The organism is Bacillus sp. ISL-35, from assembly GCF_018613355.1.
Lineage (GTDB): Bacteria > Bacillota > Bacilli > Bacillales > Cytobacillaceae > Mesobacillus.
The window spans coordinates 562,981-585,671 of the sequence record NZ_JAGGQK010000001.1; the positions used below are offsets into that span (position 1 = coordinate 562,981).

General features: G+C 40.3%; 24 protein-coding genes. 14 read left to right on the forward strand and 10 right to left on the reverse strand.

From position 1 onward, the window contains the following. Window positions 1-156 precede the first annotated feature (156 nt). The 4 genes from J7E38_RS02940 to J7E38_RS02955 all read left to right on the forward strand — a co-directional run bounded on the left by J7E38_RS02940 (window position 157) and on the right by J7E38_RS02955 (window position 5,072). Window positions 157-1,356 carry a DHH family phosphoesterase gene (locus J7E38_RS02940; RefSeq protein WP_214708992.1) on the forward strand — a complete coding sequence of 400 codons (1,200 nt, stop codon included), beginning with the start codon at window positions 157-159 and terminating at the stop codon, window positions 1,354-1,356. A gap of 287 nt (window positions 1,357-1,643) precedes the next feature. Beyond that, window positions 1,644-2,807 carry a D-alanyl-D-alanine carboxypeptidase family protein gene (locus J7E38_RS02945; protein WP_214708990.1) on the forward strand — a complete coding sequence of 388 codons (1,164 nt, stop codon included), beginning with the start codon at window positions 1,644-1,646 and terminating at the stop codon, window positions 2,805-2,807. A 156-nt stretch (window positions 2,808-2,963) separates the two neighbouring features. Then, a complete protein-coding gene (locus J7E38_RS02950) occupies window positions 2,964-4,352 on the forward strand; it encodes an alkaline phosphatase (protein ID WP_214708988.1) in 1,389 nt (462 codons plus the stop codon). A 66-nt stretch (window positions 4,353-4,418) separates the two neighbouring features. Then, on the forward strand, window positions 4,419-5,072 hold the full coding sequence (locus tag J7E38_RS02955) for a DUF4352 domain-containing protein (protein ID WP_214708986.1): 654 nt from the start codon (window positions 4,419-4,421) through the stop codon (window positions 5,070-5,072). 111 nt (window positions 5,073-5,183) lie between these two features. On the opposite strand, the gene modB is transcribed toward J7E38_RS02955, so the two are convergent. From modB to J7E38_RS02970, 3 genes are all read right to left on the reverse strand, one after another. Continuing rightward, entirely contained in the window at window positions 5,184-5,840 is a 657-nt protein-coding gene (gene modB / locus J7E38_RS02960) for a molybdate ABC transporter permease subunit (RefSeq protein ID WP_214708984.1), read from the reverse strand. A gap of 6 nt (window positions 5,841-5,846) precedes the next feature. Next, entirely contained in the window at window positions 5,847-6,620 is a 774-nt protein-coding gene (modA, locus tag J7E38_RS02965; protein WP_214708982.1) for a molybdate ABC transporter substrate-binding protein, read from the reverse strand. Between the two features lie 177 nt (window positions 6,621-6,797). Beyond that, entirely contained in the window at window positions 6,798-7,049 is a 252-nt protein-coding gene (locus tag J7E38_RS02970; RefSeq protein ID WP_144479682.1) for a YkuS family protein, read from the reverse strand. A 95-nt stretch (window positions 7,050-7,144) separates the two neighbouring features. On the opposite strand from J7E38_RS02970, the gene J7E38_RS02975 reads away from it, so the two are divergent. Beyond that, window positions 7,145-7,279 carry a YuzL family protein gene (locus J7E38_RS02975; RefSeq protein WP_144479680.1) on the forward strand — a complete coding sequence of 45 codons (135 nt, stop codon included), beginning with the start codon at window positions 7,145-7,147 and terminating at the stop codon, window positions 7,277-7,279. Window positions 7,280-7,326: 47 nt separating this feature from the next. Here the strand turns inward: J7E38_RS02975 and J7E38_RS02980 are convergent, their stop codons facing one another. Then, entirely contained in the window at window positions 7,327-8,946 is a 1,620-nt protein-coding gene (locus tag J7E38_RS02980) for an ABC-F family ATP-binding cassette domain-containing protein (RefSeq protein ID WP_214708980.1), read from the reverse strand. A gap of 323 nt (window positions 8,947-9,269) precedes the next feature. On the opposite strand from J7E38_RS02980, the gene J7E38_RS02985 reads away from it, so the two are divergent. Further along, complete coding sequence (locus tag J7E38_RS02985) at window positions 9,270-9,407, forward strand: hypothetical protein (protein ID WP_023627787.1); 138 nt, start codon at window positions 9,270-9,272, stop codon at window positions 9,405-9,407. Window positions 9,408-9,537: 130 nt separating this feature from the next. On the opposite strand, the gene J7E38_RS02990 is transcribed toward J7E38_RS02985, so the two are convergent. After that, on the reverse strand, window positions 9,538-10,137 hold the full coding sequence (locus J7E38_RS02990) for an SCO family protein (RefSeq protein WP_214708978.1): 600 nt from the start codon (window positions 10,135-10,137) through the stop codon (window positions 9,538-9,540). Window positions 10,138-10,321: 184 nt separating this feature from the next. On the opposite strand from J7E38_RS02990, the gene J7E38_RS02995 reads away from it, so the two are divergent. Beyond that, a complete protein-coding gene (locus tag J7E38_RS02995) occupies window positions 10,322-10,720 on the forward strand; it encodes a CidA/LrgA family protein (RefSeq protein WP_214708976.1) in 399 nt (132 codons plus the stop codon). Continuing rightward, entirely contained in the window at window positions 10,701-11,381 is a 681-nt protein-coding gene (locus tag J7E38_RS03000) for an LrgB family protein (protein WP_214708974.1), read from the forward strand. The genes J7E38_RS02995 and J7E38_RS03000 overlap by 20 nt, the downstream gene beginning before the upstream one ends. A gap of 92 nt (window positions 11,382-11,473) precedes the next feature. Here J7E38_RS03000 and J7E38_RS03005 read toward each other — a convergent pair whose 3' ends face one another. Beyond that, window positions 11,474-12,175 (reverse strand): Crp/Fnr family transcriptional regulator, encoded by a 702-nt coding sequence (locus J7E38_RS03005; RefSeq protein ID WP_214708971.1) that lies wholly within the window; start codon window positions 12,173-12,175, stop codon window positions 11,474-11,476. A gap of 459 nt (window positions 12,176-12,634) precedes the next feature. Here J7E38_RS03005 and J7E38_RS03010 point away from each other — a divergent pair, with 459 nt between their 5' ends. After that, complete coding sequence (locus J7E38_RS03010) at window positions 12,635-14,554, forward strand: endonuclease MutS2 (RefSeq protein WP_214708969.1); 1,920 nt, start codon at window positions 12,635-12,637, stop codon at window positions 14,552-14,554. 849 nt (window positions 14,555-15,403) lie between these two features. Beyond that, complete coding sequence (locus J7E38_RS03015) at window positions 15,404-16,243, forward strand: formate/nitrite transporter family protein (RefSeq protein ID WP_214708967.1); 840 nt, start codon at window positions 15,404-15,406, stop codon at window positions 16,241-16,243. Between the two features lie 63 nt (window positions 16,244-16,306). On the opposite strand, the gene J7E38_RS03020 is transcribed toward J7E38_RS03015, so the two are convergent. Further along, window positions 16,307-16,474 carry a XapX domain-containing protein gene (locus tag J7E38_RS03020; RefSeq protein ID WP_214708965.1) on the reverse strand — a complete coding sequence of 56 codons (168 nt, stop codon included), beginning with the start codon at window positions 16,472-16,474 and terminating at the stop codon, window positions 16,307-16,309. Between the two features lie 206 nt (window positions 16,475-16,680). Here J7E38_RS03020 and J7E38_RS03025 point away from each other — a divergent pair, with 206 nt between their 5' ends. The 3 genes from J7E38_RS03025 (at window position 16,681) to J7E38_RS03035 (ending at window position 18,381) form a co-directional block, all read left to right on the forward strand. Next, complete coding sequence (locus tag J7E38_RS03025; protein WP_214708963.1) at window positions 16,681-17,856, forward strand: MFS transporter; 1,176 nt, start codon at window positions 16,681-16,683, stop codon at window positions 17,854-17,856. 144 nt (window positions 17,857-18,000) lie between these two features. Beyond that, the gene (locus tag J7E38_RS03030) at window positions 18,001-18,204 is read left to right on the forward strand and encodes a YozQ family protein (protein ID WP_214708961.1); all 204 of its coding nucleotides are present in this window, start codon (window positions 18,001-18,003) and stop codon (window positions 18,202-18,204) included. An 18-nt stretch (window positions 18,205-18,222) separates the two neighbouring features. Next, a complete protein-coding gene (locus J7E38_RS03035; RefSeq protein ID WP_214708959.1) occupies window positions 18,223-18,381 on the forward strand; it encodes a hypothetical protein in 159 nt (52 codons plus the stop codon). 281 nt (window positions 18,382-18,662) lie between these two features. Here the strand turns inward: J7E38_RS03035 and J7E38_RS03040 are convergent, their stop codons facing one another. The 3 genes from J7E38_RS03040 to yhfH form a co-directional block, all read right to left on the reverse strand. After that, window positions 18,663-18,914: a transcriptional regulator SplA domain-containing protein gene (locus tag J7E38_RS03040; RefSeq protein ID WP_214708957.1), complete on the reverse strand. Its 252-nt coding sequence runs from the start codon at window positions 18,912-18,914 to the stop codon at window positions 18,663-18,665. 54 nt (window positions 18,915-18,968) lie between these two features. Next, a complete protein-coding gene (locus J7E38_RS03045; RefSeq protein ID WP_214708955.1) occupies window positions 18,969-19,133 on the reverse strand; it encodes a hypothetical protein in 165 nt (54 codons plus the stop codon). Window positions 19,134-19,990: 857 nt separating this feature from the next. Continuing rightward, window positions 19,991-20,122: a protein YhfH gene (gene yhfH / locus J7E38_RS03050; protein WP_251030158.1), complete on the reverse strand. Its 132-nt coding sequence runs from the start codon at window positions 20,120-20,122 to the stop codon at window positions 19,991-19,993. Window positions 20,123-20,447: 325 nt separating this feature from the next. Between yhfH and J7E38_RS03055 the strand changes: the two genes are divergently transcribed. Continuing rightward, the gene (locus J7E38_RS03055; RefSeq protein WP_214708953.1) at window positions 20,448-22,607 is read left to right on the forward strand and encodes a PAS domain S-box protein; all 2,160 of its coding nucleotides are present in this window, start codon (window positions 20,448-20,450) and stop codon (window positions 22,605-22,607) included. The last annotated feature ends 84 nt before the right edge of the window (window positions 22,608-22,691 follow it).

A 22,691-nucleotide genomic window follows, 5' to 3' on the forward strand; every position in this document is an offset into this window, starting at 1 on the left:
ACCTCCTTATAATCCTCTATAAATATCTATGCTCGTCCCCTTGTTGAACTTGTCTAATTTTTTGGATTTTCTTTTGTATAGATTATCTTGCCAACAACAGACTATAAATTAGGCTCTTATAGAGTAAACAGCTTGAGAAAGGGAAGGTGGAAACCGATGTACCGTTTATTTACACATAATGATTTGGATGGAGTGGCCTGCGGGATTCTTTTCCGGCTTGCATTCGGTGAAAAAGCGGATATCCGCTATAATTCTGTATCTGGGTTGAATTTTCAGGTAGAGAAATACTTTGAGAGAATGAATGAGCGCATGAAAAAGGAAGACCATCTATACATAACCGATCTTTCCGTCAATCATGAAATAACGGAAAGGATCAATCGTTTTGTGTCAGAAGGAGGGAAGGCCAATCTGATCGACCACCATAAAACGGCTTTGCATTTCAATGACTATAGCTGGGGATACGTTAAAGTAGAAGATGAATCCGGGACACTAACAAGCGCAGCTTCATTAGTGTATGAATACCTGAAAGACAAGGGAAAAATGGCTGATAACGGAGCAATTGATGAGTTTGTTGAGCTGGTCCGACAGTATGACACATGGGATTGGGATATTCTCCAGAATTTCAAGGCAAAGAATCTGAATGATTTATTTTACATGGTTTCTATAGAAGAATTTGAAGAACGGATGATATCCAGACTGCAAACAGGTGATGAATTCGAATTCGATGAATTTGAACAGAAGTTACTAGAAATGGAAGAGGATAAAATCGAACGTTATATAAGGAGAAAGAAAAGGGAAATCATCCAAATGGAACATGATGGACTGTATGGAGGAGTGGTGCATGCCGAATCCTATCACTCTGAACTGGGGAATGAACTGGGGAAGGAGTTTCCACACCTGGATTATATCGCGATCTTAAATGTAGGCGGAAGGAAAATCAGTTTCAGGACGATACATGATGATGTAGACGTTTCTGCTGTCGCAGGAGAATTTGGTGGCGGGGGACATGCGAAGGCTTCTGGATGTACAATAAATGGGGAAGCTTATAAACGTTATATTGATCAAGTGTTTCCTCTTGAGCCGATTAAACAAGACGCATTCAAAAATACGTATAATCTTAAGGATTCACAAAAAGGCTGTCTCTACGAAAATAGGGATAGGGATCTGTTTTTCATCTATAAGGATGGAACCCGTCATTTTATTAAGCAAGAGCATGATAAAAGACTGGGACCGTTTAATGATTCCGCAGAAGCAGTACGTTTCTTGAAAAGGAAGTATGGAGCAGCACTTGCGAGGGATGAAGCATATATTGGATACCTTGAAAGCATAGTTTATAATAAAGGTTTTCTTTCGTGAAGGTTTCATTGAGCAAAAAGAAACCTCGAATCTGATTTTCACGGTTCGGAAAAGCTGACCCATAGTAAAACAGCTAGAGGGTGTCCCAAAAGGTATAAACTTTTGGGACACCCTTTTGTTTAACATCTAAGTGCACAAGTCGCTTGTCTGCGCAGAAAGAGGAGCTGTCTTTTTGTACTGTCAATGTTTCCTTTTATTCCATTTGGGTTAAAAAATAATAACACTGAACCATTATAGGCCGGTTTCTGGTAAAATGATTGCAGAATTTTAAAATGGATGTGTTATGGATGAGAAAACTTTTGGCATTGTCAATGGTGCTTCTGATTAGCATGTACTCTTTCGCGCAATTTGTACATGCAGAAGAAAATGATCCGGAATTAACTTCTGAAGCGGCTGTTTTAATGGACACGCAGTCAGGTGCCATTCTGTTTGGGAAAAATGAAGAAAAGAGAATGTATCCTGCAAGCCTTACAAAGATTGCCACAGCTATTTATGCGATTGAAACTGCAGATTTGAATGATCAGGTAGTCGTTAGTGAAAAAGTCAAGGAAATTGAAGGTACGAGAGTGTATCTAAATCCTGGTGAACAAGTGCCATTAAAGAAGCTGATCCAGGGGATGCTGATCAATTCGGGAAACGATGCCGCATTGGCGATTGCTATTCATCTTGATGGGACAATGGAGAACTACTCCAAAAGCATAAATGAATACCTTGAAAATGAAATCGGTGTAAAAGACACCCATTTTGTCAATCCCCATGGTTTATTTGACGAGAATCATTATACGACTGCAAAGGATCTGGCTTTAATTCTGAACTACGCGATGAAAAACGATGAATTCCGGGAAATATTCGGTACCAGGGAACTGCAGTGGGAAGGTGAGTCATGGAAAACAAAAATTTTTTCCCATCATCGAATGTTAAAAGGTGAAATTCCATATGAAGGAGTAACCGGGGGGAAAACGGGTTTTGTCGATCAATCCAAGCAAACCCTGGCTACGACGGCAGAGAATGGCCAATTGAAATTGACGGCAATATTACTGAAATCCGAATTCAAAAGAGAGATTTATAAGGATACGATAAAATTATTTGATTATGGCTTTGCTTCCTATAAATCGGCACAAATCAAGAAGGGTGAAACCTTCACAAGTGGAGAGCTGGAGTTCAAAGCGGGTGAGGACCTATTCGTAACTGAACCGATTGAAAATGGAAAGAGAGTAGTCGATGATGACGGAGTTCTAAATATAGAGAGTGAAAATGGAAGGACCCTTCAAACGATTGAACTAAAGCCATTGATTGAAAAGAAACCTGAAGTGAAAAAAACCACTCAGGAGCCAAAGCAAAGCGGACTAGTATCTGTCAATACTATTTTTGGAGCCGTATTGGTTGCAGCCGCCATTCTATGGATCATGAATCGAAAGCAAAAGAAAAATAGAAGATATCGAAGCAGGTAATCTTGCCTGCTTTTTTTTTGGACCTTTTTAGGGGAAGGACAAATTGTAAATAAATTTTACAAGGAATTAAAACAACTTTACAGTGTGTTAATAAGAGATTAATAGACAGGCATTATAGTAGGAAGCGTAGTAAATATCTTATCTGGAGGTCTTGTAATGATTAAAGCTAACTTTAAAAAGAAGATTCTTCCGCTCGCTGTCCTATCAACTGTGGCGTTCGGCAGTTTAGTAGGAACATTCAATGCAGAGGCAAAAAATGACGAGAAAAATAACAGTGCAGAAATTAAGAATGTCATCTTCCTGATTGGAGATGGCATGGGAGTTTCTTATACATCAGCATATCGTTACTTGAAGGATAATCCTGATACACCTGAAGCAGAGAGAACAGAATTGGATAAATACCTGGTAGGTAACCAAATGACTTATCCAGAAGATCCTGAGCAAAATGTAACTGACTCTGCATCAGCAGCAACGGCAATGTCTGCAGGCATCAAAACTTATAACAATGCAATTGCTGTTGATAATGATGGATCTGAAGCAAAGACTGTCCTTGAGGCTGCCAAGGAAAACGGAAAAGCAACTGGCCTTGTAGCAACTTCAGAGATTACTCACGCAACACCGGCATCCTTTGGTGCGCATGATGAAAGCCGCAAGAACATGAATGCTATTGCTGATGATTATTATGATGAATTGGTAAATGGCGACCATAAAATCGATGTCATGCTAGGCGGGGGATTGAGCAACTTTGTGCGTAATGACAGGAACCTGGCCGATGAATTCCAAAAAGATGGCTATAGCTATGTAAACAACAAAGAAGATATGCTTAATGATAAGAATAATAAGGTTCTCGGCCTTTTTGCAAAAGGCGGTATGGACAAAATGATCGACCGCAATGAAGAAACACCTTCTCTGGAAGAAATGACGAACTCGGCAATCAAGCGTTTGAATAAGGATAAAGATGGCTTCTTCCTGATGGTAGAAGGCAGCCAAATCGACTGGGCTGGACATGATAATGATATTGTCGCGGCAATGAGTGAAATGGAAGATTTCGAGAAAGCATACAAAGCAGCTATCGAATTTGCCAAAAAGGACAAGCACACTTTAGTCGTTGCGACGGCTGACCATTCAACCGGCGGATATTCAATTGGTGCCAACGGAATCTATAACTGGTTCGGGGCTCCGATCAAGGCTGCGAAACGCACTCCTGATTTTATGGCTGCTGAAATAGCAAAAGGCGCGGACACGGAAGAAACGCTGAAGAAATATATCGACTTTGCATCTGTAGGATTGCCTGAGCTGACAACAGAAGAAATTCAGTCTGTTAAAGATGTTTCAGCAACTAAGAAAGCTGCAGACATTGACACTGCCATCGAAAAGATCTTTGACAAGCGTTCAAACACTGGATGGACAACTGGCGGACATACTGGGGAAGATGTACCTGTCTATGCATTCGGTCCTGGAAAAGAGCGTTTCTACGGCCATATCGAAAATACGGACAATGCGAAAAATATATTTGATATCCTATCAAATGGCAAAAGAAAATAATTGAATTTAAAATCTCCCGCAGGAACCTTGGACCAGCGGGAGATTTCTTGAAAAGGGGTTTTTGAAATGAGGAAATATCTGCAATTATTACTTGCTGCTACTTTACTGACAGGCTGTTCTTTTGCAGAGGCTGAGTCAAATAAAGAGACGAAACCCTCAGAAACAGCTTTTGAGAATCCATTAAAGAAAAACACAGAAGTCTATGTTCCGAACCCCCAAGTTTCGGAGGATGTAAATTTAAAAAAAGCTGGCGACTCTTTAATTGACGATAAAGGTGAATTAACCCTTAAGGCAGTGAAAGAAGTCAATAAGACCTTTCAGGTAAATGGAATTGAATACAGAGTCAAAGATGTTAAATTATTGCACTTTGTGCCTGACTACAGTCTGATTGATTTTTTCCATGCTTATACGCATGATGAAGAATTTGATTTTGTTAAAATAGGTGTTGAGCTGAAAAACAATTCAGATGAAAATTATCACTTTGGCCCAGTAGCGATGGTGAATATCAATGATTCAATCCACAAGACATGGGAAGATGATTTTTATCTGGAAGGTCTAAATGGCGAAATTTCAGCCGGACAAACAAAATTAGGAAATCTTGGTTTCATCGTTGAAGACCTTGACAGCCTAGAAAAAGTAGAAATCATGTCTGGAGATGTGGTTGATGACAGCAAAAAGAAAGTCGCAGATCCTGTAAAGCTTGTTGTGAATGTAGACTAGAAATATAGCTTCAATGATTTTTGGAATGTATATAAACAAAAGGGGAAGCCACGTTCAATTGGCTTCCCTTTTTATTTATGAAAAAAATCCGGCGAAATAAGGATTGCGAATTCACTGTTTTAAGAATGAAGTTGACAGCAACATGAGAAACGAAATGCCTACCATGGCAATAACCCAAAGCCAGGCAGCATCCAGATTCCCTGATTCAATGGCCATATAGATAGCTGTTGGAGCTGTTTGTGTTCTTCCGGGCAGATTGCCGGCAAACATGAGCGTTGCGCCAAATTCGCCTAGAGCTCTTGCGAAGCTTAGGATCAACCCTGTAACAAGTGTTCTTGATGACAGGGGCAGCGTTACATGCCAGAATACTTTCCATTCATTCGCTCCATCAACTCTTGCAGCTTCTTCTGCTCCTGGATCTACTTGCAGGAAACCGGTTTTAGCCGACTGATACATCAAAGGAAATGCCACGACTGATGCAGCGATTACGGCCGCCCACCAGGTAAACATGATGGTGCTGCCGAATAGATTTTCCACTGTTCTGCCTATCGGGCTGTTGATGCCAAAGATGATGATCAATATAAACCCGACTACCGTTGGCGGGAGTACTAGAGGCAATGTCAGAAGTGTTTCAGCTGCTGTTTTGCCAAAGAATTGCTTTTTCGCCATGAACCTGGCAGACAATAGCCCGAAAATAAAAACAAACACCACCGACATTGATGCGATCTCCACCGATAGTTTGATTGGGGTCCAAAAATCACTGCTCATAAATAATCATTCCAATGCTGCATTAAAGCCATATTTTTCGAAAATTTTCATCGCTTCTCTTCCTTTCAGGAAGTCGAGGAACCTGCGAGCTTCTTCCTTGTGTTTGGATCCTGTGATGACCCCGGCAGGGTAAATGATTGGATCATGCAAGGCTTCTTTCTGAAAGGGGATAATTCTTACTTTTTCAGAAACCTGGGCGTCGGTTTTATAAACTATGCCAGCTTCTACATTTCCAGTTTCAACATAGGATAGAACCTGGCGGACGTCCTTTGTCGGAATGAGTTTCAGTTCGAGCTCTTCCCACAAACCTAAAGAGACTAAAGCTTGCTTTGCATACATCCCTGCAGGGACAGTTTCCGGTGTTCCAATCGCTATCCTTGAAATCTCATCTTTTGTTAGTGATTTTACAGAATGAAGGTTTTCGTTATCTTTCTGGGTAATCAAAACAAGCTCGTTTTTTAATAGTTTGGCATTATGGTTTTGATCTATCAGTTGTTTTGACATTAATACATTGAATTGGTCCTGTGCTGCGGAAATAAACAAGTCTACGGGTGCCCCCTGGGAGATCTGCTGCTGCAGTGAACCGGAACCGCCAAAGTTATATACAATTTTAATGTCAGGATTCTGTTTCGAGTATGTTTTTGCTGCTTCCTCCAACGCCTCCCTAAGGCTTGCGGCAGCAGAGACAGTAAGTTCTGTTCCTTCCGTATCGCTGTTGGCTCCGCAACCCGACATAACGGTAAACAAAGCAGCTAAAAGGAATATATGTAATTTTCTCAAACAAAGACAGCCCCTTACAAAACTTTTAATCATATGCAATGGTTATAACTGATTATATCGGATTCAGAAGGAAGCTACATAATGAAAATATCACAAGTTGGTGAAAATATCATGGATCGTGAAACAGAGGGTCTGCTGGGGAAAAGAAAAACTGCCTATCGGCAGTTTCGGTAATACTTATTGGATTTGTCCTGATTTTTGATCAATCTGTCTTAGAATGTCTTCAGCAGAAAGACCGTTGGCTTCAATGACCGAACCCTGTGTCACAACATCCTGCATACCCATGACATTTGAATCAATCCCGCTGATGACACAGAAATCGCAGCCCTGCGCATCAGCTTCCTGGCGAAGTTCAACAACGTCATAGCCTTTTTGGCGCAATGCCTCAGAGATATTAGATAAAGATTGTTCTACACCTACTCTTGCCATTCTCAACACCTCCTCACTCATTTAACTTGTCCGCGGCAAGAATAATTTATTCCATGAGCTTCACAATATTAAATGCAGGTAAAGGAGGTGCAATCATGTCTAATAAGCGAAAAAAAGATCCATCAACCATCGGACTAAATTCAAGCCAGGTGGAGGGGCAGGGCACTACGGCAAGTGAAACAGGAAGCAAGGCTGCTGATTCGTCAAGAAGGAAGCAGAAAAGAGGCTGATTTTTTTGAAAGCAAAAACCCCCGGAGGCAATCCGAGGGTTTTTAGCTTATACATACATCTCAGCAATTTGCTTTTGAAGCTCTTCGTTTTCAAGATATTCGTCATACGTCATCTGCTTATCGACTAATCCTGTCGGAGTGATTTCCATGATTCTGTTTGCAACGGTTTGAACAAACTGATGGTCATGAGACGAGAAAATCATGGAACCCTTGAAGTTGATCATGCCATTGTTCAAAGCGGTGATGGATTCAAGGTCCAAGTGGTTCGTTGGTTCATCGAGCAAAAGCACATTCGCACCAGAAAGCATCATTTTTGATAACATGCAGCGGACTTTTTCGCCTCCAGAAAGAACGCTGGCTTTCTTCAATACTTCTTCTCCAGAGAATAGCATACGGCCAAGGAATCCACGCAGGAAGCTTTCACTGTCATCCTTTGGCGAGAATTGGCGGAGCCAGTCTACAAGAGTCAGATCGCAGCCTTCAAAGTACTCGGAATTATCTTTAGGGAAATATGCCTGAGAAGTGGTCACTCCCCACTTAAATGTACCGCTGTCTGGTTCTATTTCACCTGTCAGGATTTTGAACAAGGTCGTAATGGCCATTTCATTTTTCCCAACTAAGGCGATCTTATCATCTTTATTCATGATGAAGCTGATATTATCAAGTACTTTTACGCCGTCAACCGTTTTGGTAATGCCATCAACCCTTAATAGGTCATTACCGATTTCACGGTCAGGAGTGAAGCCGACATATGGATATTTCCGTGATGACGGCCGGATATCATCCAGTGAAATTTTATCAAGTAGTTTTTTACGGGAAGTAGCTTGCTTTGATTTAGATGCGTTAGCACTGAATCGAGCGATGAACGCCTGCAATTCCTTGATTTTCTCTTCTTTCTTTTTGTTTGTATCCTGCTGCATTTTCATTGCCAGCTGGCTGGACTCATACCAGAAATCGTAGTTCCCTACATAAAGCTGGATTTTGCCAAAGTCAAGGTCAGCAATATGTGTACATACTTTGTTCAAGAAGTGACGGTCGTGGGAAACAACGATAACCGTGTTCTCAAAGTTGATCAGGAACTCTTCCAGCCATTGAATCGCAGCAATGTCAAGATGGTTCGTAGGCTCGTCAAGAAGGAGTACATCCGGTTTACCGAATAACGCCTGGGCGAGAAGGACCTTTACCTTTTCTCCACCACTGATATCAGCCATTTTCTTTGTGTGGAGTTCTTCGCCGATTCCAAGACCCTTAAGAAGGATCGCAGCTTCAGATTCTGCTTCCCAGCCATTCAATTCAGCGAATTCACCTTCAAGTTCAGCGGCTTTCATGCCGTCTTCATCAGTGAAGTCTGCTTTCATGTAAATCGCATCTTTTTCCTGCATGACTTCATATAAACGGGCATGTCCCATGATGACGACCTTCAAAACTTCAACATCTTCATATTCAAAGTGGTTTTGTTTTAGCACAGCCATTCGCTCGCCAGGAGTCATTGAAACATTACCTGTCTGTGCCTCGATTTCACCTGACAATATTTTAAGGAAAGTGGACTTACCGGCTCCATTAGCACCGATCAAACCATAGCAATTTCCAGGTGTAAATTTAATATTAACATCTTCAAAAAGCTTTCGGTCACCATATCTCAGGCCAACATTTTGAACTGTAATCATGTATTTAGTAGCCTCCATTAATATATATCCCAAAGATTATAACATGTTTGAACCTTATGGGCGAATTCTTTTACAGTCATTTTACTCAGGAAGGAAACATTTTTTCATAAATGTGTTTCCATTGGAGGGAAAATGGGAAAAAGCAGGAGTAGTTTCGAAGGAATCTGGTCCATCTGGGTAACATAATATGGGGCAGAAGTATATTGGGAAAATAATGAAAAATTTTTTCTCTTGGTGTCAATTTTTTTGCTCATTTTCACACATTTTTCATATTTTTCATGTAGAATAATAATAGACAAAGATGGAAAAAAGGAGTTTTTGAAATGGCTAAAAAGCAGCTGGTTGATTTTGTGAACCGCCTAAAGGAATCAGGGATAAAAGTCAGCTTTACTAAGCCAAAATCAGAATTTTTCTCCCTGCAAAAAACAGAGAAACATCCCACCACAGTTAATTCACATTAAGAGATAGACAGGCTTTTCCCCTTCGCGGTAAACTGCATCCAGCTAATTCACACAGTCATGAAGAAAAAGCCCATCTATTACGGTTGATAAAAATAAAAGAAAGCGGTGCAGCCACCGCTTTCTTTTATTTTTATAGCTCATCCATGATGGCTTCAAAAACTTCATCCTTTTTAAAATCCTCGCCCATAGGGAATTTCTTGATGAATTTATTGTTTTCATCGACCAGGTAAGTAAAAGTACTGTGAACATAAAAACCATTTCCGGGGTCTCGGTACTGAAATTTAAACGTATCGGCAACATTCTTGATTTTTTGTTGTTCTTCGAGGGTATTGGCTGGGTCCCCGGTGAGGAATATCCAATTACCGTCATTTTCAAGTCCGTAATTTTTCATGTACTTCCTTAAAACCTCAGGGCTGTCCCGGTACGGATCAATTGTAATCGTTAAAAATTGAACTTTCTTTCCATAAACGTCCTCTTTAATTAAATCGTTGCGCAGAAGGTTCATCTCCTGAGTTGTCGTCGGGCAAATATCGGGGCAATGTGTATAAATAAACTCCACCAATTTGATTGTGTCCGAATCTTCTCCGAATGTATATTTCTCTTCATCCATAGTCAACAGGGTAATGCCTTCTGGTATCTGTGCATTTGCATCCCTGACTAAAAAGTATGAGATTCCGGATGCAATACCAATTAATATAATAAGTGAGCTAATAATATAGATTTTTTTCATAACGCTAGCCTCCCCCTTTATAAGATATAAGAAACAAGTGGAAAATCATATGGACATTGTGTGAACTATGTTTATTCTTTTTTCGAAAGGGACGATCAATGAAAAAAGTAAACATTCTTGCAAAAAAGTGAACGAAATCTATAATAATAGTAATAATGATTGGTACGAAAAAGGAGCCATTTTCTTGAAAGCGGATAAGTTCGTTAAATACATATTGCAAATTTGCGGCCTCATATTGATCAATAAAGCCGGTTTTTATATTGTTGATTTTTTTGACCTCCTCATCCCGGGGAATGTATTGGGGATGATGATCCTCTTTCTGATGCTATGGCTGAAGATAATAAAACTTGAATGGATTGAAGGGGCAGCTGACTTCCTTGTAAAGCACTTATCCTTCTTTTTTGTATCCATATCTGTTGGTTTGATGACATTAGGTGGTTTGATGGCGGAAGCTGGAGTCCAGCTTGCAGTGATATTGGTGTCTAGTGCCTTAATAGGTATGGCAATCGCTGGGGGAACTTCACATCTTATTGTAAAATATAAGCAGAGGAAGGAAGCTCAAAATGCTGGTCACGATCTTTAGTATTTTCATCACTTTGCTAGCTTATTTACTCTCCAGGAAAGCTGCAGGCAAGTATCCGTCACCACTAACGTCACCGGTTTTCTTAAGTACGGTCATCGTGATCTCCGTTTTGCTGATTCTGAATATACCATATAAGGAGTACGAAGCAGCGAGCGTAATTATAACCTATTTTCTGGGACCGGCTACAGTAGCCCTGGCAGTACCCCTATACAAACAAAGAAAGATTATTGCGGCAAACCTGCTTCCTGCTTTGGCAGGGCTTTTTGCCGGAACTGTCTCAACTATTCTTTCAGCCGTTCTTATAGGCTATTTACTGAACTTGACCAATATCATCCTGGTTTCTTTGACAATCAAATCCATCACAATACCAGTAGCTTCCGAGGTTGCCAGGATGATAGAGGCCGATCCGATATTGGTGGCAGCCTTTGTCATGATTACCGGAATGACGGGAGCGATGCTTGGGCCGTGGCTTATGAATGTCATGAAAATCCATGAGCCTTTTTCAAGAGGACTGGCGATCGGGACCATCGCCCATGGCATCGGTACAGCAGAAGCTGCCAGAGAAGGGGAGCTGCAGGGAGCAGTATCAGGGGCAGCGATGGGATTGGCGGCAATTCTGACTTCATTGCTGCTGCCTGCTATCATCCCCTTCTTTTTATGATCGGAGTGATTGGTAAAGCATTTTACGAAAAGAAATTTTTTATAAAATCAAGAAAGGGAGCTTGCAATTCATGGGCTTCCTTTTTTAATGCTTCAATCCATGTTGCAGAACTCTATCGGGCAATTTTCACATTCTATTTCACGTTTGAGGAAAACAAGGTCATGTATGATGATCCTTTTTCTATTAATCGAAATAATTCCTTCGTCCCGCAATTCCCCGAGCATTCGGCTTACACTTTCTCTAGCTGTGCCACAATAGTTTGCCAGATCCTGGTTTGTAATCGGTACATTGATATGGATGCCATCTTCTTTTTTAATTCCGTAGCTGTTGCTAAGGCGGATCAAAGTGGAATACAAAGCGCCTTTTTTTCCATGCAGAACGAGATCCCTGAATTTAGTGATGGTCCTCCGGGTATGATCGTTCATCCACTTAAGGAACTGGTATGCCAGCTGGCTATTGTTGAATAAGATGTTTTCCAGGGTCTCGATATTGATGGCAGCTGCTTCACCGTCCTCAACCACTTTTGCGTTGAAAAGATACCTTGGCCCAACTGTAAAAAGAGTCAGTTCACCGACGATATCCTTATTCTTGCACAGCCTTAAATACAATTCTTTGCCCTCGGCGTTCATCTTGGAAACCTGCACTTTTCCTGAAAGTATAATATACATTTCTTTAGCTTCCTGGCCCTCACGGAATAAAAAAGTCCCTTTTTTAAATTTAATGATCTTTTCGGAGGCCTTGATCAGTTCGCTTATCTCATAATTTAAATTACTGACATTTCCCTTGCTGGCCACAAAATCTCCACCTTTATCGACCTTTGGTTACCCTAATTAAAATGAAATATAAACAACAGGTCAATAGAGAAAATGTGAACATTCTTTTTACACATCATTTTTTAAAAAATGGATGAATTTGGTTGACAAACGTGGCAGAAACGACGTATCCTATTGGGGAGAATATTATTGAAATGTAAGGAGTATGTTCTATGTTAGGTGTCGTTCTTAACTAACCGTTAATTTCATACGGTCAATCCGGTTTGAAAAGAAACCTTTAAGAGGTTTATTTCATTATGGCCTGGATTGGATGTTAAGAACAATGAACATAGAAGCATGCTTGATATTTGTGAGCAGAAGCTGTGTGCATTTACACAGCTTTTTTTCGTAAATATATTGCTCACAGCCCAGCTGTAAGCATTTTAAGCCGCTTTGGACTTGTCCATTGCGGCTTTTTATATTTTTAAGGAGGAATAAGCATTGAACGAACAAACTTACACTGTTCTTGGTTATGACAAAATCAAAGAAGTGATTGCCGGATTCGCTTTAACAGAATCAGGCCGCAAGAAAGCTATGGAAATGGCACCGTCCACAAACCTAAAGCAGATTGAAGCATGGCATGAGGAAATTTCAGAAGCCATTGAGATTCTAAAAATCAGCTCAAGCGTTCCAATCCATGGCCTTGAAGGCATGGAAGCGTTAATGAATGGTTTTAATAAAGGGATCCCACTGCGTGTAGATCAACTTGTACAGTTGAACTCATTCCTTGACAGCTGCAGCAAGCTTCGCCGATTTATGAAGGATAAAGAGTATTGCGCACCAAGAGTATCCGTCTATGTCTATAGTATTGAGGAATTGCCAGAACTCGCTGCGGAAATCCAAAGGTGTATCCGCAATGGACAAATTGATAATTACGCATCAAAAGAGCTTTTAAAAGTCCGCAAACAAATTGGTATTCAGGAAGAGCGTTTGAAGGAAAAGCTTACACAGTTGCTGAAATCAGCAAAAATAAAACCATTTCTCCAGGAAGCAGTCGTCAGCCAGAGGAATGGGAGGTACGTTATACCTGTAAAAAAGGAATATCGTGGGAAGGTAAAGGGATCTGTGCTCGACACATCAGCTTCAGGTTCAACTCTTTTTGTGGAACCAGAAGAAATCGGCGTCTTCCAGGACCAGATGGAATGGCTCTTCTTCGAGGAACAGGCGGAGGTGGAGAAAATCTTATTTGCCCTTACCGGTCTGGCAGAAGGAAAAGAAAAAGAAATTAAGCTTGCGATGGAGACGATGATCCATTATGACTTTTTATTTTCAAAAGCAAAGTATTGTCGATCGATCGATGCAAAAAATGTAGACCTCGTGGATGATCAGGTGATCGATTATAAAGAAGCACGTCATCCGCTTCTTGGCAGTAATGCGGTTCCATTAACGCTCGAAATTGGAACAGACTACCATGCACTTGTGATTACTGGTCCAAATACTGGGGGAAAAACGGTCTCTATAAAAACAGCTGGTCTGCTGGTGTTGATGTCACAAAGTGGATTGCTCCTGCCAGTTGGAGAGGGAAGCAAATCAGGTCTTTTCCATAAGGTCCTTGTGGATATAGGGGATGGGCAAAGTATAGAGCAAAACTTAAGCACCTTCAGTTCAAGAATTGTGAATATTATTGAGATATTAGAAAAAGCAAATGACAGGACCCTTGTCCTTCTGGATGAGCTTGGCTCTGGAACCGATCCAGGAGAAGGTATGGGATTGGCGACAGCCATACTTGAGAACCTGAACAATAAGGGAGCGACCATATTCGCTACAACACACTACAGCGAAATCAAAGAATTTGCGGATTCACATGAAGATTTTATGAATGGCTCAATGGAATTCGATCTCGAAACATTGAAACCTACCTACCGTCTGCGTATCGGAAAAGGAGGCGATAGCCAGGCTTTTGCAATAGCACTAAAGCTGGGAGTCCATCCAAAATTAATCGAACGGGCCCATATGATCACTTACAAATCAGAAAAGAATTACACTGAACTGTTTCAAGATAGCAGTGAACTAAAAGGGAGGGAAAAGCAGCTTCTCGTTAATAAGCATAAAAGAAAAAAATCGGCTGATGCCAGCAAATCAATCATCCGTTACGAAATGGGCGATAGTGTATACGTAACAAGTTCTGGAGAGCTTGGCGTCATTTATAAAGGGCCCGACAGTAATGGAAATTATATTGTGCAGCTGAAGGACGGAAAAATAGAAGTAAATCATAAACGTCTGAAATTGAACATCCCTGCGACAGAGCTTTATCCAGAAGACTACGATTTCAACATTCTATTTGAATCAAAAGAACACAGGAAGCTCTTGAATCAAATGGAGCGAAAGCATGTTGAAGGAAGTATTATCAGGCAAGATTGATGGGTTTTTGAAGGATTAACGATGATGGGCCTCAATGCGGCGTGGCTTGGGGGCTCGGAATTGTGCTGGCCGGGTATTAGAGTGGTAAGATAATTTGTCTTAGGAACAGGTTCGGACAAAATTATGGTTTGTTTTCGTGTATATGTCCGAAGTGACTCCAGGTTCGGACAAAATCATGGTTTACCGTCGTGAATTTGTCCGAAGTGCCCCCTGGTTCGGACAAAATCATGGTTTGGCCTCGTAAATTTGTCTGAAGTGATCCCAGGTTCGGACAAAATCATGGTTTGGCCTCGTAAATTTGTCTGAAGTGGTCCCAGGTTCGGACAAAATCTTGATTTGGCCTCATAAATTTGTCTGAAGTGACCCCAGGTTCAGACAAACTCCCGGCTTCACTAGGTAGTTTTGTCTGAAGTGATCCCAGGTTCGGACAAAATCATGGTTTACCGTCGTGAATTTGTCCGAAATGACCCCGAGTTCGGACAAAATCATGGTTTGCCCTGGTGAATTTGTCCGAAGTGACCCCGTGTTCAGACAAATTTCCGGCATTTCCAAGTGTTTTTGTCCGAAGTGCCCTCATGTTCAGACAAACCTCCGGCAAAACCAGGTGGTTTTGTCAAAAGTTGCTCTGCAATTATTGAAGGTGGATCCAATAGGGGAATCCCCTTATTGGTTTTTAACAAGTATCAGTAAAAAGATTGAAATCAGCGTTAAATAAAAGATGGAAACGCTTTAAAAATGGTCATAAACAGTTCATGTGTTTTGCCCTTAACAAACAGATTGATCAGGTATAAGATTAAACCAACAATAAAAATAGTGATTTATTTCACAATCAACGTGGAGGTCTTATTCTTGAGCAGACAGCCTATCGATATTGCCATTGGTATTGCTTTGAAGAAGAAAGATTATTTAAGGGATTCGAAGTTGAAGTATTTAATGAGGGCAGCACTTGCAGGTGTATACATCGGTTTTGGCATTATGGTTTCATATCGCCTGGGAGAGTATTTTTTTGATGCGCATTCTCCAGCAATTCCAATTGTAAGCTCGATCTTTTTTGGATTGGCTCTGGTCCTGATTTTATATGGCGGCGGCGAGCTTTTTACTAGCAATACGATGCTAATGACCATCAGTTCTCTTAAAAAGGCAACATCATGGAGGGATACCGCTGAAAATTGGATTGCTTGCTATGCAGGAAATATAATAGGTGCTGTATTTTTTGGGATGTTCATTATGTTATCGGGAATTTTCCCAACGCCTGAAAAAACACAATATATGATGGAAACTGTAAGCATGAAGATGAATACTCCAGCCATTCAATTGTTTTTCCGCGCGATCCTCTGTAACTGGCTTGTATGCCTGGCAGTTTGGATCCCTTACAATATTAAAGGAGATGCAGCAAAAATCGGGGTGATGATGCTGCTGGTGTTCGCTTTCGTAGTATCGGGCTTTGAGCATAGTGTCGCAAACATGGTGTTATTTTCGATTGCTCTTCTTGTTGAACATCCAGACACCATTAGTTTAGGTTTAGGAATTCATAATCTCCTGACAGTTACGATAGGGAATATCTTAGGCGGGGCATTTTTCGTTGGAACAATTTATGTATACCTGGATGCCACAAAAAATGTCACGACACATAAGCAAGTGGAATCAAATACTTTATTTGGGCAAAATGCTCTTAAACAATACTCATAGTATAAGAAAAAATCCGCGGAAACCCCGTGGATTTTTTGCTGATCATATTGCCGAACCCCTTCATCATTTAAAGGAGTTCAAAATCCATTCTCCAACAACTCCGCCTAAATAAACGCCGACAATTCCCAGTACACCTGCCAGAACTGGTGGTGCAGGAAGCGGAAGCTTAAGGAATTTAAATAAAATACCAACGATTAAACCAGCAACCAGGCTCAATATTATTTCTCTCATGATTTCACCGCCTCTTATGGCATGATAGCTTTAATCAATAGGTGAGCAGACGTCTGATCACTTTAAACCAACATTATTTTAACATGACATAATCAGAATGAAAACGCTTTATTCATTCTTTATTTTGCATAATCCGATTTTTTCTATTCTTATACTAAAATAGTGGTAAAATATAACTCTATAAATCGTCAGCACGGAGGATTTAAATGGAAAAGCAAGTAAAACAGAATATCCTTACATTACAAGGTTTTTATCTTTTTGTATTTTTCGGGATGGGAAGCCTCTTCCCGTTATTAAGTATATATTTAACGGATGTGGAGAAATTGAATGGCTATCAGATTGGATTAATCCTGTCGATTGGCCCTGTAATCATGATCTTTTTCCAGCCGTTCTGGGGAATGCTTGCCGATATGAAAAATTACCATAATCGGCTGTTAACACTTACGACACTGATAACTGGAATTGCTGCTTTTGGTTATCTCGTATTTGACAAATTTTTATTGTTCTTGATTGTTGCCATTATCCTGGCCATTTTCCAAAGTGCCATAATTCCATTATCCGATAGCATCTCCTTAAAATACACAAGCAAAGTCGGTGTCAACTATGGAAATGTCAGGTTATTCGGATCACTGGGATTTGGCCTCGCAGTATTCGTGATGGGAAGATTATCTGAATGGAACCCAGAGGTTATTTTTTATGCTTTTTTCCTGACATTAGTGATCGGGGCGGGCTTTACATTGAAAATGCCACAAGAATCCTCTGATAGGTCCAGCAGTCTCTTTTCCGGTATGAAGGATTTATTGCGAATGAAGAAATTTTTGGTTTTCCTCGGTGTGACGTTCATGATTTTTGGCCCTAATCTAGCGAATAACTTTTATTTCAGCTTGTTTGTTGAGAATAGGGGTGGGACATATACCGGGATTGGCATCGCGTTTCTTATCGCAGTGCTATCCGAGATTCCATTTATGAGGGTTGCTGGCAGCTGGATCCGCAAATTGGGGCTTCTTCAGGTTGCTTTTATTGCGTCCCTTGTCTCGTTGATCAGATGGATCTTTTATTTTACCGAGCCTGCATTGGGCCTTGTCTATGCATCCGCTGTCATTCAGGGATTTTCGCTTGGTTTATTCATTCCGGCAGGATTGCAATATATACGGGACATTACACCTTCACATGTCACAGCCACGGCAGTGACGATTTACTCAGCTGTCGGCAATGGTCTGGGTAACTGGTTCTTTACATTTTTAGGCGGAATCCTTTTCGAGGAATTTAGCATTTATGTTGTGTATTTGTTTTTTGCTATATTGACCTTAGTTGGCGTTTTGCTGACAATCTGGCTTTTGCATGATCATAAAAAAACATCAATGGAAACAGGCATTCAGTGATTTTCACCCCTTCATATATGAAGGGGTGTTTTGATTTTATAAACGGAAATCTGGGGAGAAGACCGCTAGTAGAGTGAATTGTGGAGTATGGTTTATGAATTAATGTCAAAAAATAACCTGAGTAAACGAAAGGAGGGATTACCGATGAAAAAAGATAAAAGTAAAAGTGCAGAAGTAGCAGGTAGTATGTACGAAACAGCAGATTACCAAAGGAATGATGAACTTTCAAGCGGACTTGCCATGACCCATGAACAAGCTAGCGACAGTTATGCAGAGGGGGAAGCTGGCGGAAAAATTGAACGCACATCCGATGCACATGATGAGTTAAATAGAAGAGGCTACCAATAGGCCAGCAGGGGGATTAAGGTGTCAGAAAAAGGTGAATTCCAATCGAACGATCTACAGTATAAGATGCCGGATGCATTAAAGAAACAGAAAGACTTTGTGTATCGTGTAGGCTATACGTCAAGTACAGGGAATCAGACGAATAACGAAGAGGAACCAGTCAAAAGGTCTGATCTCTGAAAACCATCGTTTTTTGAAGCGTTATTGCTCAATGATAAAAGCACATCCATATCGGATGTGCTTTTATTGAAAGAGGATTTGTGCATTTAAAGTTTTCCGCGTCGTATCACTTTGTTGGGGGTAAGGGTGCCTTTCTTTAGATAAACAAATCCTCCTTCGAGTGCAGAGCCAATGACGAGTTTAGAAGATGCTGAAAGAACTTTCATGTTCGAACCCTCCTAATGGAAATTGGCTTGCGTTTATAAAATACCCTTTAACCAGAGGATAAAACCCCGTTTGAATCACAAGGTACCAAAGGGGTCCATTGCTTCGCTGCAAGCCTTTTCCGCTGCGGCTTGTGTATCGAAAAGAGCATCATCATCTTCAATAACATGTAACGTCTCATTCAGGAAAAGAGCCAGGGCATTTGGGTCTTTCGGATGCTGAACAATCTCACCGGCCTTAATATTTGATACAGAAGGTACATGGGGGTTACGGTAAATAACAAAAACTTCATCACCATTTTTTAAATTTTTCGGATCGATTAAATCCAAGCTGACTACCTCATTTCCTTTTGTGGTAACAGATTCATCTGTTCAAGAATCCAATCAGAGATTTTCATTCTGTTGTTTTATTTCATCTCCAGTCAGGAAGATATTCGCTGCTTCGATATCCCGGTGCTCATCTACAGATTCCCCAGGCACAAACCTTTGATTCGGAGTATATGTTGATTTAAGGCTTTTTTTGCTGCTATCCTCTTTTTTATAGTCCATAATCTCACCCCCTGGTTATTATAGTTTCTGTAATGGATTTCAGGTTATACCGTAAAAATGAGCATAAAATAGAATGAAACAGTCACCAAATCGTCATAAATGTAAGGGTTTACATTTCTTCAGGGTGGTATAATAAGAGTGTAAGAAGAAAGACATTAACATTTTAGGAGGCTCAACCAATTGTGTTCGTTCCGTAGTGAACGAAAAAACGGTTTATTCCTAAAGTAAGTTAGCTTGCATCAGATTGCCAGCATCACCAGCTACAAGGGTTCGACCTTAATCAAGCTAGTTAGCCAAAAATTGTTCTGATCTTTAATCAGTTCAACCAAAAGGGAAAGAGCGGAAATTCTGCCTATTCAATACTGATACGCTGAAAAGAAGCTTTTTACCAAAAGAGGATCCGTTAAGTTGTAAGGAAGCTTGGGGACTAACAGATTAAAGGGAAATCAAGCAAAGAAATGGTGAAACGGCCATTAGGTTCTGAATTCTTGAACGCAACGCACCAGTGAATGGTGAGTAGGGATGCATGTCTAAATGATGATTATAGCTAAAAACTTCTAAGGGAATAATGAGTCTCTCGGTGATTATACCGAATCATGTGTTTGTTGAGGATCAACTCATAAAAGAAGGGAAAACTCTTTTATGCAATTAGATTCCTTAAATGCGGAACAAACACACATCGGCTATAGTAAGAGGATTTTACAACTCAATAGTTCCAAAAAAGTTTTGGGCTGATGCTGGTTGGGTCTCCTAAGATGTTAAAAAAGAAGCTCGTTTATGGGCTTCTTTTTTCTTTTGGCCTGATTACAATTCGCGAACAAAAAAGGCACCTTATTAAGAAAAGGTGCCTTTGCTTGTTACTCTTCTTTTTTTGATAAGCAGCGATCACATTCCAACAAGTAGGATTCTGCTTGCTCCTGCATTCCTTCACCACATTCTGGGCAAACCTTCTTTGGCAAGTTGCGGAAAAATTCTACTGGACTCATCATAAGTATTTCCTCCTTTTATAGTACAATTTATATTTAACTTAACCTGTTATAGTACAGTATAAACATTATTTCTAAATTTGTGTAGGCTTTTTTTAAAATTTTTTCAAAATTAGGTGTTTATACCTGTCTTCTCAAGGCAATAGCATAGAAAATGCTTGCTGAAATATGAATGAAGTGGAAGAAATAAAAGCTGTTATAATACAATTTGTGTTTTAGTCAATAGTTAAAAGTGACAGGTTTATTACAAATTATTTAATAACCCCTTTTATTCTTACCGTTTTTAACATACAATCGATATGAAACTTTAAGTGAGGAATGATGCTAAATGGATAATCTAGAATTATCCTTCAATCCAATATTATTGCTGGTTGCGATTTTATTGACAGTCATGTCATCATATACAGCACTGGACTTGTTCAGTCTTATTAAATCATCGGATCGAAATAAAAGGTTTTTGTTTCTGGGTGGGACTTTTTCACTTGGAATCGGGATTTGGGTGATGAATTTCTTCGGAATGCTGGCATTGAATCTGAATGTCAATATTTCTTATCGAATTCCGATTACCATCCTGTCTATCATCCTGGTTATTTCATTTACTGCAATGGCATTCTACACAATGACTGGAAAGAATGTTAAAAAGAGCGATTTACTGGTCGGCAGTTTATTCATGGTCCTGGCAGTTATGTCCGTCCACATACTGGGAATGTACTCAATGAAGCTGCACTTTACTTATCAGCCTGCGATTCTCCTAGTAGGATTGGCACTCGTATTCGTTTCATTTTACTTTTCATTCTGGATGCTTTTCTTTTCCAAAAATTTTACTCAAGGTTCGCATGGTTGGATTAAACCTTTAAGCGCATTGTTCGTAACAGCTGCTATCGTTGAAGGTCACTTTCTTTTAACCAGAGCTTCTATGATCAATCTGAATAATGGTTTAGTTCAACAAAGTGGCATACCAGAGTCCTTGATCAGTTACCTGATTGCGTTTATTTCCATCGTTATTCTTGCCGGCTTGATTGGCTCCAGTGCGTTGATCAGTAAAAGACTGGCCGTCACTGACACGAATTTGAAGGATATTACCGACGCCCTTAATATATCAGCGATCGTTGCCATTACAGATCCAAAAGGAAATATCACTTATGTAAACGAAAAATTTGTTGAAATTTCCGGATATAGTGAAGCTGAGTTGTTGGGGCAAAACCACTCAATACTCAATTCTGGACTTCATTCTAAAGATTTTTTCAAAGAGATGTGGAGAACAATTGGGTCAGGAAAAGTGTGGAAGGCTGAAATCCGCAATAAGACGAAGAATGGTTCTTATTATTGGGTTGATACGACGATTGTCCCGTTTTTGAACAGTAAAGGGAGACCTTATCAATATGTCTCGATACGGTCAGACATAACACAGAGAAAGCAGGCAGAAGCCAGTTTGAAGGATTCTCTGAAAGAAGTAAGTGATATAAATTTTGCCTTGGATCAGTCTTCGATTGTTGCTTTTACGGATGAAAAAGGGATCATTAAAAATGTAAATGACAAGTTTTGTGAAATCTCTAAGTATAGCAGAGCAGAATTGATTGGAAACGACCACAGTATTTTGAATTCTGGATTGCATTCTAAAGAGTTCTTTAAAAATCTTTGGAGAACGATTGGTTCAGGACAGGTGTGGAAAGGGGAAATTCGTAATCGGGCGAAGGATGGCTCTTATTATTGGGTTGATACGACGATTATTCCATTTTTGAATGAAAACGGTAAACCATATCAATACCTTGCCATCCGGAACGACATTACTGAGAAGAAAAAGTCAGAGGAAATGCTGCACCGACAAGATAAGCTTGCCGCGGTCGGCCAGCTTGCTGCTGGTGTGGCCCATGAAATCAGGAATCCACTTACTTCAATGAAAGGATATGCGGAATTCCTGCAGCTGGACGAATCAGACCCTCAGCGTCAGGAGTTTATCGAAATCATCCTTGATGAGATTGACCGTGTCAATAATATTGTAGAAGAGTTCATGGTCCTTGCAAAACCGAAGGCGGTTGAACTTGAGGAGAAGAACATCATCCCAATCGTGCATAATGTTGTTTCAATGCTCAAATTCGAAGCGAGAAAGAGAAATGTTAAATTGGAATTTGATGCGCCCGAAGAAATTATCCAGATTGAGTGTGATGAAAATCGGCTCAAGCAAGTCTTCCTGAATTTCATTAAAAATGGAATCGAAGCCATGCCGGATGGTGGAGACCTAATAGTTAAAACTGAAATTCAGGATGACAGTGTCCTGGTATCCATCAAGGATACAGGTGTTGGAATTCCTCCGGATACACTCAAGAAGATTGGTGAACCTTTCTATACCACCAAGAAAAACGGGAATGGGCTTGGCCTTATGGTTAGCTTTAAAATCATCGAGAGCCATAACGGTAAAGTATATATTGAAAGCGAGCAGAACAAAGGAACAACCTTCAAGATTGTACTGCCCGCCAAAATTGCATAATAATCGTACAAAAGGCAGGAATTTATCCTGCCTTTTTTTATTGTCTAAATTTATTAAGAATTGAGCCTGTATTCCATGCTGCCA